General features: G+C 62.2%; 9 protein-coding genes, 1 tRNA gene and 1 riboswitch. Of the genes, 5 read left to right on the top strand and 5 right to left on the bottom strand.

The genetic code is table 11. The features are described 5' to 3' along the window. Window positions 1-2: 2 nt before the first annotated feature. The 3 genes from ACQK2G_RS20505 (at window position 3) to ACQK2G_RS20495 (ending at window position 3,795) form a co-directional block, all read left to right on the top strand. A complete protein-coding gene (locus ACQK2G_RS20505) occupies window positions 3-392 on the top strand; it encodes a DUF6165 family protein (protein ID WP_425406894.1) in 390 nt (129 codons plus the stop codon). Between the two features lie 111 nt (window positions 393-503). Further along, a complete protein-coding gene (locus ACQK2G_RS20500; RefSeq protein WP_425406893.1) occupies window positions 504-1,763 on the top strand; it encodes a sensor histidine kinase in 1,260 nt (419 codons plus the stop codon). A gap of 151 nt (window positions 1,764-1,914) precedes the next feature. Further along, window positions 1,915-3,795, top strand: coding sequence for a motility associated factor glycosyltransferase family protein (locus tag ACQK2G_RS20495; RefSeq protein WP_425406892.1), 1,881 nt, complete (start codon window positions 1,915-1,917; stop codon window positions 3,793-3,795). A gap of 110 nt (window positions 3,796-3,905) precedes the next feature. Here ACQK2G_RS20495 and ACQK2G_RS20490 read toward each other — a convergent pair whose 3' ends face one another. Continuing rightward, window positions 3,906-4,559, bottom strand: a complete 654-nt coding sequence (locus tag ACQK2G_RS20490) for a HupE/UreJ family protein (protein ID WP_425406891.1) — start codon at window positions 4,557-4,559, stop codon at window positions 3,906-3,908. A gap of 93 nt (window positions 4,560-4,652) precedes the next feature. Then, window positions 4,653-4,901, bottom strand: a riboswitch (cobalamin riboswitch). Window positions 4,902-5,239: 338 nt separating this feature from the next. On the opposite strand from ACQK2G_RS20490, the gene ACQK2G_RS20485 reads away from it, so the two are divergent. Beyond that, the gene (locus tag ACQK2G_RS20485; RefSeq protein ID WP_425406890.1) at window positions 5,240-7,336 is read left to right on the top strand and encodes an ATP-binding protein; all 2,097 of its coding nucleotides are present in this window, start codon (window positions 5,240-5,242) and stop codon (window positions 7,334-7,336) included. Between the two features lie 73 nt (window positions 7,337-7,409). On the opposite strand, the gene ACQK2G_RS20480 is transcribed toward ACQK2G_RS20485, so the two are convergent. The 4 genes from ACQK2G_RS20480 to ACQK2G_RS20465 form a co-directional block, all read right to left on the bottom strand. After that, a complete protein-coding gene (locus tag ACQK2G_RS20480) occupies window positions 7,410-8,159 on the bottom strand; it encodes an NYN domain-containing protein (protein ID WP_425406889.1) in 750 nt (249 codons plus the stop codon). A 141-nt stretch (window positions 8,160-8,300) separates the two neighbouring features. Next, window positions 8,301-8,963 carry a hypothetical protein gene (locus ACQK2G_RS20475; protein ID WP_425406888.1) on the bottom strand — a complete coding sequence of 221 codons (663 nt, stop codon included), beginning with the start codon at window positions 8,961-8,963 and terminating at the stop codon, window positions 8,301-8,303. Window positions 8,964-9,118: 155 nt separating this feature from the next. Beyond that, on the bottom strand, window positions 9,119-11,407 hold the full coding sequence (locus ACQK2G_RS20470) for a hypothetical protein (RefSeq protein WP_425406887.1): 2,289 nt from the start codon (window positions 11,405-11,407) through the stop codon (window positions 9,119-9,121). 244 nt (window positions 11,408-11,651) lie between these two features. Further along, window positions 11,652-11,728 (bottom strand) — tRNA-Arg (locus tag ACQK2G_RS20465). A 638-nt stretch (window positions 11,729-12,366) separates the two neighbouring features. Here ACQK2G_RS20465 and ACQK2G_RS20460 point away from each other — a divergent pair. Beyond that, window positions 12,367-13,554 carry a hypothetical protein gene (locus ACQK2G_RS20460; RefSeq protein WP_425406886.1) on the top strand — a complete coding sequence of 396 codons (1,188 nt, stop codon included), beginning with the start codon at window positions 12,367-12,369 and terminating at the stop codon, window positions 13,552-13,554. The last annotated feature ends 37 nt before the right edge of the window (window positions 13,555-13,591 follow it).

Here is a 13,591-nt window from a genome sequence, read left to right as displayed (position 1 = left end):
CGATGTCCGTCATGGTTCCGGTATCCTGGGGCGAGTTGATCGACAAGATCACGATTCTGGAGATCAAGCAGCAGAAACTCGCGGATCCTGCCGCGCTGGACAACGTTCGCAGGGAATTGGCGCTATTGGCCGCGGTACGCGACGAAGCACGACCGCTGCCCGCGGGTGTCGCCCAGGCGACGGATGCCCTGCGAGAGGTGAACGAGGCCCTCTGGCGGATCGAGGACGACATCCGGGATTGTGAACGCGACAAAAACTTTAACAAAACATTCATAGAGCTCGCCCGCGCCGTCTATAAGACGAACGACCGCCGCGCCGCGCTGAAGCGAGAAATAAATACGTTAATGAATTCAGATATTTACGAAGAAAAATCATACACGCCCTATGACTGATGAATTTCGGATTCGTCCAGATATCCCTTGATATTCGTTAACGCGAATTTGGGTTTTGTTAACCTTCTCACGCCGACTGTTCCGCCGCGTAATATCGTGTAGGGGGTACACATGCAGTCTTCCGTTTCGCTGACCGCCGGGGAGAAAGCGGTCAGTCTGGGCTCAATCGCGGCGCCGGTGGAACCGCGCCTGACGGAAACCCGGTGCGAAACCGTTTACGAGTTGTTCGGGCGAGACCCGGACCTGTTCGTGCTGCCGGTCGTCGATCAGGCCGGCAGGCCGGTCGGACTGGTCGGGCGGCACGAATTCCTGCTCACCTTCGCCGCGCCCTATGGCCGGTCGCTTTATGCCCGGCGGCCGATCACCAGCCTGATGGATGCCGCGCCCCTCATCGTGGATGCAACGGTGCCCTTGTCGGTGTTGAGCCGGCGGATACTCGGTGAAAAGCCGACTGCCATGGTGCAGGGGTTCATCGTCGTCCGGAACGGCGCCTATCTGGGGGTCGGGACGGGCGCCGACGTGCTGCGCATGTCGACGGAAACGATCCGGCTTCAGGCCAACGAACTGGTCGAGGCGAAGCACGATGCGGATCGGGCGAACAAGGCCAAGTCCCAATTCCTGGCAACGATGAGCCATGAACTGCGCACGCCGCTCAATGCTATTCTCGGTTTCGCGGAATTGATCCGCGACCGCACGATGGGCGAGAATGTGATGGATACCTACAGCGAATATGCCGGGCATATTCATGATAGCGGCGCCCATCTGCTCGACCTGATCAACGACGTCCTCGACATCGCCAAGATCGAGTCCGGCAAGGTCGAGACCGAGCGGGACGAATTCGACCTGGCCGCTTTCCTGCGCCCCGTCGCCGAGGGGTTCTCGGCGCGGGCGGCGAAGAATGAACTGACCTTCACCGCGCAGATCCCCGATCATACAGTGCCATGTTTCGCGGATCCGCGTTCGGTCCGGCAGATCCTGACCAATCTGGTCGGCAACGCGATCAAATACACGCCGGCGGGCGGGGCGGTGACCGTCACGGTGCGGGAGGCCGGGGCCGAGGTCGTGACCCTCCAGGTCAGGGATACCGGCGTCGGCATCGCGCAAGAGGATCAGGAACGCGTCTTCCGGCCGTTCGAACAGGTCGACAACAAATATTCCCGCCAGTCGGAGGGGTCGGGGCTCGGCCTCGCCCTGGTCCGTCAGCTGGTGGAACTGAACGACGGGCGCCTAACCCTGCGGTCGGATCTGGGCTGCGGGTCCTGTTTCTGCGTCACCCTGCCGAAACGGCGAAAGGCGGGGACCGCCCCCGACGGAGAGATGTGGCTGGAACCGGCGACCGTCGATAGCGATCCGTGCTGCGAGGCCGTCTAGCGCGGCGTGAGGAGCCAAACGGGATTTCCCTTTCCCGGCGAAGCATGCCAGGGTTTCCGCCCAAAACGGCCTTTTCAGCGGAAATTTCAAGCGACCCTGCCCAGCGATGTCCTATTTCGAACAAAGCATTGAAGCCTTTCACCGAGCCGGGATGGGACGGATCATCGATGCGGTCGCGGCGGGCGAGGGCGGATCCTACCGCCTGCAGGGGTCGGCGGCGCGGGGCGACCTGAACCTGTGCGACATGAACGGCAATCCGCTTTATCGGCCGGATGCCCTGACCGCGGCCTATACCCAGGTCGAGGATTTCCTGAGAAACCCGACCCGGCATCTGATCCAGCCGCCGCAACCCAGCCCGATGCGGACCCTGATCGCCGACCGGTTCATCGGCGATATCTACGACAGTGTCGGAAACAAAACGGTCGGACCCGTCCCGACCCAGGATGCGGGTGGCTTCGTCTGTTTCGGCCTGGGCCTTGGAATATTCTTGCCGCTGGTCCTGGAAGCATTCGAAACCCGGGATCTGATCATTTATGAGACCGATCCGAACCTGATTTATTGGAGCCTGCATGCCCTGCCCTGGGCCGGGATTTTCCGGGCGGTCGAGGCGCGCGGCGGGACCGTCACCCTGGTCGCCAACGGCGACCCCGACGGCGCGGCGAGCGAGATCATCTTCGCCCTGCGCGGGGCCAATGCGGCGCTGGTCGACGGCAGTTATTTCATGACCCATCTGGACGCTCCGCATAATCGCGCGGTGCGGGACCGGGTCGCGGCACGGTCGAAGCTGCTGGAAGTGTCGTCGGGTTTTCTGGAAGATGAAATCCTCATGTTCCGGAATACGCTGGACAACCTGAAGCGCTACGACTGGAAACTGTTCCGCGACGGTCCGAAAGGCGGTCTCTCCGCCCCGGCGCTGATCGTCGGCAGCGGCCCGTCGGTGGACCGGGCAATCCCGTTGATCAAGCAATTGGCCGACCGCGCTCTGGTTTTTTCGGGCGGATCCTCTCTGCGGGTTCTGTTGCGCCATGGCATCGTGCCCGACTTCCATTGCGAGCTGGAAAACACGACCGACATGGCCGACATGCTGGCGGCGACCCGGTCCGACCACGATTTCAGCGACACGGTGCTGATCGGCGGCAACCCGATCGATCCCAGAATTGGGGAAATGTTCCGCCGCCGCCTGATGTATTTCCGGCCGGCAACCACGGGCGCGCGCGTCTTTTCGCCCGATGCGCCGGCGCTGCAGCTTGCCGCGCCGACCGCGATCAATACCGCGGCGCGGGCCGCCATCGGGTTCGGGGTGACGGATATCTGGCTTTTCGGCCTCGATCTCGGCGCCCGCGAACCGGACCGACATCATTCGAAGGACAGCCAGTATTACGCCACCGACGACCCTTATTGGCAGGGCGGCACGGGCATGGAGGCGATCGACGTCCCGGCCGAGGCGAATTTCGGCGGCACCGCCTATACCACGCCCAGTTTCCAATACGCCCAGATGTTCTTCACCCGTCTGTTCGCCGATGCGCCGCAATGCCGGGTGCTGAATTTCAGCGACGGCGTCGCCCTGCCGGGGGCAAGACCGGCCCGGCCGGAGGACGCGCCGCTCGACGCGCCGCTGCTGGACCGCGCCGGCATGGTGGCGGATCTGATTGACGGCCTGCCGGAACCGGATGCAGACCCGCTGTTTCTGGAGGTTTGCGTCAAAGGGTATCGACTGGCGCTGACCGAATGGTTCGACAGGGTGGAGCGGGAGCTTTATCTGGCCCAGGGAACCGGCTTCCTGGCCCTGCATGCGCGGCTGAAACCGCTGATGCAGGCGCCCGGCCTGGAAGAGGCCCATACACCCGATATCGCCGCGCGGTATTGCGCTTCGGGCACGATCGACCGCTGCATGATGCTGGGTCATTATCTGATCCGGCGGTTGGACCGCCCGGACCGCGCGGACTTCTTCGAGACCTTCCTGCAGGTGCTGGCCGCGCATGTGAAGGACATGCGCTGGGCGGCGATGGCCCAGTTCAAGGAAACGGAATAGGCCCGCCCGCGACGGTGGCAAAGGAACAAAGGAAAAGGGCGCGGAAAACCGCGCCCTTCGCTATTTCTACAGCGGCCTTCGCGACCGCTTGTTTGAGACGGTCCGCCCAATCAGGCGGCCCAGCCCAACGCGTTCATGACGAAGCCTTCCGCGCTTTCCAGCGACAGGAACAGCCCCATGCCGGCGACGACCGCACCCGCCAGACGGGCTTCGATCGCTTTCGGGGAGGAGACCTTGAACACCGTCTCCGCGACCCAGCCGGCCAGCAGCGCGATGCCGTATTGCAGCGCGCCCAGACCGATCAGATAGCCGATCAGCACCGCGCGGCCGGCGCCGCCTTCCTGGGCCGCCATGGCGTCGCCGAAAGCGGAACCGTGGAACAGGCCGAAGACCATGAACAGGGCCGTGAAGGCACCGGCCGACAGGCCGCGGCCGGACAGCACGATCCCGCCGGCAATCAGTAGGGACAGCGCGATGACCGCTTCCTTCATCGGCAGGCCGATACCGGCATACATGGCATAGCAGCCGACCAGCATGCCGCCGATATAGGCCGCCGGGGTCAGGAATTTACGCCCGGTGAAGAGCGCCGCGATCCCCATCGCGATGACGAAAAACAGGTGGTCGAAGCCCAGCAGAGGGTGACCGATACCGGAGAGCAGCCCTTGGCCGAAGGTTTCCATCGGCATGCCGCCCAACGGATGATGGGCAAGGGCCGGGCTGGCGAAAGTGGTGAGTAGCACACCCGCTAGAAAGATCTGACGCATTTGTTCCCCCAAAAAGGTTCCTGGCCGGGGGATGTCGGGGGATTTGCCAAACAGGTTTCGCAAATACCCGGTTCCGGAACACCCCGTCCGACCCTGTGGTTGATCTCGATGGCAGGTCTCCTGGCTCGCGAAGTTTCGCCTTTTCGCCCGCCTTCCCAGCCCGTCGCGCCGGCTTCCTGAACGGAAGACCCGGTCGGGGCCAGTGGCTGAATGGGCGCGGCACTCCGCTCACAGTTGCGGGGGCAGCCACGGTATTGGTCCCTGATGGGTACGCCGCACCGTGTTCCCTTTTCATCCGGGACTTATGCACAAAGACCCGGAACCATCTGGCAAAACCATGGCCCAAGCCGGGCCGGAATGCAATTGGGTTGTTGCCGTAGGCACGCCGCAAATGACCAAGAGTCTTGCCCAACGGGCCAAAGTAATAATTGAAAAGACTCTTGCCGCCTCATTCAAGATTCGTAATAGTTTTTCAATAATAACCAATAACGCGGGGTGGATTCTATCGGCGGCCGGTGAAAATCGACCGCGAATTCTTTGTTTTGTTCAGGCGCTGTCCTGAAAAGACACGATTGTGATTTCTGACCTTTGGGGGCTGTGGGGGCATGACGGGGTATGGAAAATCAACGGCGCCGGCGGCACTTCGGGACGGATCGCCCTCCGTTCGCGGGGCCTGACGGATGAACGAGTTCATCGACGTCGCCTGGATCATCATCGCCGCCGCGCTGATCCTGGTCATGCAGGGCGGATTCTGCGCGCTTGAATCCGGCTATGTCAGGGCCCGCAACAACGTCAATGTCGCGGCCAAGAACCTTGCCGATCTATGCCTGTCGACCGCGACCTTCTGGCTGATCGGCGCGACGATCATGTTCGCCGACGGCCGGCTGTATCAGCCGGGCGAGACCGACATTCAAACCGGCTGGCCCTCCGCCTTCCTGCTGTTCCAATCGCTGTTCTGCGGCACCGCGACGACGATCATCTCCGGCGCCGTCGCGGAACGTGTCGGCTTCATCGCCTATGGCTGCATCACGCTGGTGGTGGCGCTTGCGGTCTATCCGGTGACCGGCGGCTGGGCCTGGAGCGGCATCGACGGTGGCGCGCTCGGCTGGCTGGAAGCGCTCGGCTTCATCGATTTCGCCGGCTCGACCGTGGTGCATTCGGTCGGTGGTTGGGTCGCGCTGGCCGTGCTGGTGATCATAGGTCCGCGCATGGGTCGCTTCGATGGCGAAGCGAAACCGCCACAGCCCAACAACCTGTCGCTTTCCGCGCTCGGCGTGATCTGCCTCTGGGTCGGTTGGTTCGGCTTCAACGGCGGCTCGACCCTGCATTTCAACGCCGCCGTACCGCATATCATCCTGAACACCACCGTCGCGGCCTGTTTCGGCGGCCTCGTCACGCAGGCGGTCAGCTATGCGCTGGTCCGTCGTGTTCATATCGGCAAGTTGTTCAACGGGATTCTCGGCGGTCTGGTCGCGATCACCGCCGGCGCGCATATCCTGACGACCGAAGGCGCGGCGGTGATCGGCGCGGCCGGCGGGCTCGCCGTCCTGGCCGGCGAATACCTGCTGCTGAAATGGAAGGTCGACGATGCGGTCGGTGCGGTGCCGGTTCACCTCTTTGCCGGCGCGGTGGGCACGATCGGCCTGGTGCCGCTGGCCCCGGCCGGGGCCTTCGCCATGCCGGTGCTCGACCAACTCGCCGTGCAGGCGCTCGGCGTGACGGCCATCGGCGCCTACAGTTTCACCACCGCCTTTGTGCTGTTCAAACTCTTGAACACCGTCCTGCCGCTGCGCGTCTCGGAGGAAGGGGAACGTGTCGGCCTCAACGTCTTCGAACATGACGAAAGCTCGCCCATCGTCGACATCATCGACGACATGGAAAAGAACCAGGACGAGGCCCAGCACCTGCAGCCGGTCCGCGTCCATACCGGGTCCGAGATCGAACCGGTGGCGCAGAAATACAATCAGGTCGTCGGCCGCGTGAACCAGCACATGCTGTATCTGGAAAAGACGATGAACGAATTGGTGCGCGCGAAATCCGCGGCGGAAAGCGCGAACCAGGCTAAATCGTCGTTCCTGGCCAGCATGAGCCACGAGCTGCGCACGCCCCTGAACGCGATCATCGGTTTTGCCGAAGTGATGGAATTGCAGAGCTTCGGGCCGCTGGGCGGCGACGGCCGGTATCAGGAATACACCAAATCCATCCGCGAGGCGGGCGGCCATCTGCTCTCGCTGATCAACGACCTGCTGGAGCATTCCCGGATCGAGGCCGGCAAGCTCGACCTGCACGAAACCCAGGTGGATGTGGGCAAGGTGGTCGACGAAGTGATGCGCCTGATCGAACCGAATGCCGCGAAGGCGGGCGTCAGCCTGATCACGGAAGGACCGTCGGATCTGCCCGAACTGCGCGCCGACCGCCGGTTGGTGAAACAGGTGCTGATCAACCTTGCCTCCAACGCCATCAAGTTCACCGATCGCGGCGGCCGCATCACCATTCGGACGGGGTTGGAAACCGACGGACGCCTCGCCGTCAGCGTCAACGACAACGGCATCGGCATGACGCGGGCGGAAATCGCCCAGGCGGTGGAACCCTTCGCGCAGACCGGTTCGGCCTATATCCGGAACGACCAGGGCACCGGGCTGGGCCTGCCGTTGGTCCGCGCGATGATGCGCTTGCACCAGGGGTCGATGACCATCGACTCCGCCCCCGGCCGGGGCACCACCGTCATCGTCCGCTTCCCGGAAGACCGCGTGGCCCGCGCAGCCGTGATGGCGTAACGCCAAATCCTGAAATGCGGGGATTTGGTATTCGACGAACGCGCCGCATCGCACGCCGCGGCGCCGACGGGTTTCAGGATCCCGATTTTCGACGGCTCCGGGGCTTAGCGCGGATAAGCACCAGCTTGTTTTCCTTCTTCACCTCGAAGGCTCCGGTTTTCTCGACAAGATCCATCAGCTTCACCTGGCCGTAGGTCCGCGCGTCGAAATCCGACGTCAGGTTGGAAAGCTGCGTGCCGACCGCGCCGAGCGTCACCCAGCCGTCCTCGTCCTCCAATTGCGCGATCGCCTTGCGGATCAGCGGGGTCGCCGCGCTGGGCGGTTTCAATGCCTTGGTCGGCTTCTGGTCGGGTTCCGATTGCGCGTCGGCATCGCCCGCGCCGGGCATCAGGTTTTCCGTATAGATGAAGCGGCGGCAGGCCTGTCTGAAACTCTCCGGCGTCTTCTGTTCCCCGAAACCGTAGACATCGACGCCCTGTTCCCGGATGCGGGAGGCAAGGCGGGTGAAATCGCTGTCGGAGGAGACGAGGCAGAATCCGTCGAACCGTCCGCTGTGCAGGAAGTCCATCGCCTCGATCACCAGCGCGATGTCGGAGGCGTTCTTACTCGTCGTATTGGCGAAATTCTGGCTGGCGGTAATGGCGTGTTTGGCCAGCACATCCGCCCAGCCCTTCAACCGCGAGCCGGAAAAGTCGCCGTAGATCCGCCGCACGCTGGCCTCGCCGATCTTGGCGATTTCCTCGAAAAGCCCGTCCGCGATCTTCGCCGATGCGTTGTCTGCGTCAATCAACACCGCCAAGCGCGGCACACTGGTATCAGCCATCCATCATCTTCCCGCGATTCGAACCGTCCCGTCCAAGACTCCAATGTAACAGAGGCTCTACAGTAACAGGGCGCCATATTATTAGGGCGCCACAGTAACAGGGCGGCCCGGGACGCGCGACTTGCTATGTCACTGTGTGGATTATTGGCTTCCGATCAGCGCGCCCATAACCGCGGCTTCCGCCGCAATGCTGTTGATATAGGCCCGCTGATGTTCCCTGTTCGCCAGGATCATGCCGTCGCGCCACCCCTTCTCCGCGATCTGCTTGACGACCAAACCGTCGAATTCCGGATAGCGGCGCAGAAATTCCTCACTGGCCTTCGGGAAGTTGTCGAAGATCCGGATGCCGAACCGCCCGCTGTCGAACAGATAGGCCAAGGTTCCGACATAGATGGCCTTTTGCGGCGTGGAGCGCATTGAAATCTGGTTGTTGATTCTGCTGCTCCAGAAAAAGTCCGTCGGCGTGCCGGACCAATACAGATACTGATCCTTTGCCGTGCCCCGCACGATCCCAAGATAGGACTTCCCGCTTTTCCCGCGGGAGGGAAGGAGCAGGCCGTCGAGCGGGACCAGCGCCGTCTCAGTCAGGACAAGATTGTCGTCGCCGATCGTCTTCCAGAACTGGCCCGGCACATGATCCCGGAAACTGTCCCTATTCTGGTCGTAGGCGACAATCTCATAGAAGAAGACCATTTCGCCTTCCGCGAGGGGCGCGCGCGACACCTCGGTCCCCATATGCGTGCCGCAGGCGGATAAAATCAGCAGAAATGGCAATAGTTTGAAGATGCGCAGAAAAATAGACACAGATACCCCCGTTCAAGCCGCATGTTCCTGATCCCCGCGCTTTGGGTAGCACAGGCGAAATCCGCAATCAAAGGCTGTGTTCTGAAACCGTGCCGCCGCGGATGAAAGCCCGTCCAGAAGCGATCGGCGGGTGATGCCCCTTTTTCGACATGCGTCTACTTCTTCCACTGCTTGCCGGGGTAGGACCAGTCCTCGCCGTCATGCGCGCCGACCTTCAGTTTCCGGTGGGCTTTATATTCGATGTAGAATTCTTCATCCGTTAATTCGCCCCAGGTTTTCTTCACGCCCGGAATGCAGAACGGAAATTTTTCATCGGCGGACCCGGTGAGCTCTTTGGATATTTCTTTGTTCAGTTCGGGTTCGATGGCATTCGGAATGCCGTCGCCATCGCCATCCAGGATGCGGTGGCTCTTCGGCCTTTGGCCGGGCTCGAGCTGCCACCACTTCCGCGAATGAACTCGGTGCTCGTCTTCATGAAGGCTGGTCAGTGCAAAGGTGTCTATGCCGGTCAGGTTGAGGTCTTTGGGCGCGGGGGTCATTTGAGTCTCACCGACCATCTTGAAACCCCAGACTTTCGCGTTGAACGGCATGGTCGCACCGAATGACGTCAAATCACAAATCAGGTAATGATTCGGCTGCGCCCACCGGGTGTTTTCAGGATAATACCCGGCAGTATCCGGATCCTTAGGATTTGCAGCTTTATTACAGTCCTTGGCGCGCCCGCCATAGATCGGGTGAGGCCCGACCCGCGCCGAAGTCTGGGACCAGTAGTGGAACCAGTTCGGCACCTTTTTGGGATAGCCTTCCTGTTTGTTTTTGGCGGTATCACCCAGGTTTTCGCCGGGATTGTTTGCGGCGTCCCGGGGATAGAAAAGTTTGACCGTGCGGGTCGCCACGGCGATGCATTCTTTCGTGCGGATGATCGCGGTGACCTGTTTCGGGCCGAAATAGGAATTGTGATCCGGCAGGCCGACAAGGGATATCTGAAGCTCGGGCCCTTTGGCATCCTGCGGAAGAAGGGTCGTGTCGCCGGCACCGAATTTCGGCACCCGCCATTCGATATCCCTGGCGAATTTCGCAGGCTCCACCTTGGCCTTGAAGATCATGTCCAAGGCGGCGTTGGCGTCCGCCGAATACAAAAACTTCTTGCCTGTCTTCGGCGCGGTGATGGTGAGCTTGCATTTCGATAGGCCCCGCAGCCGCCAAGTCGACGGCCCTTGGCGCAGCTCCGCGCCGTCCTTCAGGGGCAGGGTGACGTGCTGGTCGTCTTCATGGAATAGCGTGTTGAAATAGAGCGTGCCGGCATTTTCGAAATGCGTGCCCAAGCCGTCGATATCGTCGATCGTCGCGCGCGGGATGAAGCTGAGTGTCTTGCGATCCGTCTTTCCTTTCAGGATCAACCGGCCGCCGGCGTTGAGGCCTCCACTCTCGATCATCAGCGGTCCGTAGTCGTCGATGGCCTGTTCTTGTCCGGCGGGTGCGTCCGACAGCATGAAGGCAACGTCGCCGCGATGCGAATGCCCTGCCACGGTCATTTCATGTTCCAGCATCCACGCGGCACTGAAGCTTTCATCCTTCAATACGGGCGCTTGTGGTTCCGGTCCATCCCGGCTCAGGCGCAGGGCCCTCTCCCATGCCCCTCTCGGCGACCCGGGAACGGAGCCGCGGACGTCGCCAGTCGTGTACAAGGTCTCGCCATCCTCGTTGGCCAATTGGACGGGGATGACCAGGCTGAACTCATTTTCCGGTTGCATGGTCGATTCCGTCTCATGGACGCTGGTCTGTCCATTCACCGTGCAGACCATCCGCCCCCCTAGCGGGATCGTCGATCCGGGCAGAATCCAAATCAGTATGTCTTTGCCATCGATCAGCCCGCCCAGTTCCGCAGTGCCGGACCCTGTCATCGGATCAGACTGGCAGTTGGGCGGATCACTGATGATTTCCTCTGCCTCCAGGATTGCGGTGCCGGTCAGCACGCCGTTCGCGTCCGCGGTCAGCACCGCCTCTCCGAAAGCGACCGCCAGGGCAGTAACGCCCGGCGCATCGGTCCGAAACCGGGATTCCAGGTATAAGCGCCACTGGCCCTGTTTCGGATCGACGGGCCCCGCGATGGGCAAGGACATGCTGGGCGGCAATGCGCCCGGTTGAGTCCCGGGCCCGCCCGGCGTTTGGCCCTGCGCCTGGCCTGATGCCTGACCCGCCGCTGCGGCTGCGGCTTCGGCCATTTTCTGGCCAAGCGCCATCATTTCCCCCTGAACCCGCGTGCGGCAGGCGTCATCCGTGCAGGACAGGTAGGTTTGGGTCAGTTGCTGAAGCTTCTGTTGCAAGGCCGTCATATCATCGGCCTGTGCCGCGGATGCGGGCAAAGCCGCCAGAACAAGAAACGCGACAAGAAGGACGAAGACCCGCGTCATTTGGGTCCACATGGAATGAACTCGGCGCATTCATCGCCTCCGGCTGAAATCGGCGCGGCCGGGGGGAACCGGCGGCTTCAACGGAAACTATGCCACGGTATCCAGGTGAACCGGTTGACCGGAGTCAATTGTCGGAAGAGAGGGTGAGAGTGGCGCACCCCTCCGAACCCGCCAGGGTTCGCAAGGCCGACCGGCCGCCCGAGCTTATGCGAGGAAAGCCAAGACCGCGGATGCGGTCGCCCGGCGATTGAGGGTCAATTCATCAAGGAGAAAATGGCGCGCCCGGGAAGATTCGAACTCCCGACCTCTTGATTCGTAGTCAAGCACTCTATCCAACTGAGCTACGGGCGCGCAGGGCCTTTTCGGACCCGCCCCGGGGAAGCCTCGAGAAGACCGGTTTCCGGGGACCGCGTATCGGCGTGGCCGATGCGAGGGCGGTTGGTACAGGATGCGGCGGGGGATGGCAAGCACCGAATTTGCGATCCGTTTAGGGATTTGTTCATGGTTTCGGCGCCATGTTTCTATTGCCTGCCGACACCGCGCCTTTCCGGGCCGGAAAGGCGGGCGCGGATGAGATGAACGGCATTTGTCGAAAAGCCTGAACGGGCCTGTCTTGTGAGCATTTTTCTTCTCACGTAAGATGCGCGCGCTTGACAGGCGGCCCGCTCCCTGCTGGGAAAAGGCTGAAGGTTGTTCAAGAGTTGCAGGCGCTTATGCCAAAGTCTTCCGAAGGATTGCGGGGGCCGGCATCACCGTCGCCGCTGACACGGGCCCGTCGGGGGAATTTCGGCGTAGGGTCCGGTGGGACAAATCGCGGAAGCGCAAGTTTCCGCGGCGCGGAGGGGCAATTAAGGGTGACCTTCCGGGCAATAACGTTTAGGGTGCACCAAGTATTGGTTGCCCAAAGTACGACGTTTGTCTTGTAAGTATTGGGTTCGAGTATTCGTTTTTCGATTTGATTTGGGGCAGGGTTGAGGCGCGAAGGTCAGATGCAGAAGATCAGCGGCACTTGGAAAACTGGTTTGCTTGTCACGGCGTCCTTCGCCCTGGCGGGATGCGAAGCGCTGTGGCCGACGACGGAGGCGCCCGATCCGGTCGGCGCGCCGGTCGTGGTTCAGGCACCGTCCGCCCCGCAGCAACCGCTTGAGCCCGCGCCGCTCGCAACCTCCGAAATAGCCGCGCCGGCCGCCGCCGCGCAAAGCATTCAACAGTCCATCGCGGCGCAGAACGCCGTCGCCTCCACCGGGGTGACGACGCCGACCGTCGGTCAGACCTTCGTCGGCCGCAAGGTCGATGCCATGCAGGGCGATCTGACCAAGCTTGAAGGCGGCGTGCAGGACATCAAGAACCGCGCCAATGCGATCATGGAACAGGGCCGCGTCTCGGCCGACCGCTATCATCAGCTGGTCGCCGCGATCACCGCGCGCCTGCAGCAGGGCACCACGCCGGGCAACCCGATCCTGGTCGCCCAGTGGAACCAGGCGCAGACGGCCCTGGAAAGCATCGCCGAAGTGACGCCGCAGGTCACCGTGCTGTCGAACGACGCGGCGGAACACGCGGCCTTCGGCCAGTATCTCCTGAACGGGGTGCAGGCGACCTATGGGTTGAGCGGCGCGGTCGAGGAAGATCATGTCCGCCTGCGCGCACTGGAGGACAAGGTCCATCAGGCGGTCGTCGAAGTGGACCGTGCCCTGAATGAGTTGAGCCAGGATATCAGCCGCCAGAACATCTATGTGAACGGCGAGCGTCAGAACATGACGACCCTGTCCCTGGCGATCAAGAATGGTGAGCTCTACGGCTCCAGCTTGGCGACCCAGGCCTTCACACAGACCGAGAATCTGGCCCGTGCCGCGGCCCGCGCGACCGTCCCGGCCGCCGGCGATCCGCCGCTGGTGATCATTCGTTTCGACCGGCCGAACGTGCAGTATCAACAGGCTCTGTTCAACGCGGTCAGCCAGGCACTGTCGCGCAAGCCGAACGCCACCTTCGACCTTTTGGCGGTCAGCCCGGCGCAGGGGAATGCGGCGAATATCGCGCTGAACAACGCCGCGGCGAAGCGGAACGCGGAAGACGTCCTGCGGACGCTGACCGATATGGGGATTTCCTCCAGCCGGGTTCAACTGCTGACGACGACGGACGCGGTCGCCAATAACGAAGTTCACGTCTTCGTTCGTTGATCGCGCCCACCGCGCTGATCCTTTCCGCCGTTTCGTC

It is taken from the genome of Hwanghaeella sp., assembly GCF_965227365.1.
Taxonomy (GTDB): Bacteria; Pseudomonadota; Alphaproteobacteria; order UBA8366; family Aestuariispiraceae; genus Hwanghaeella.
This window is presented reverse-complemented; position numbering and strand designations above follow the sequence as displayed.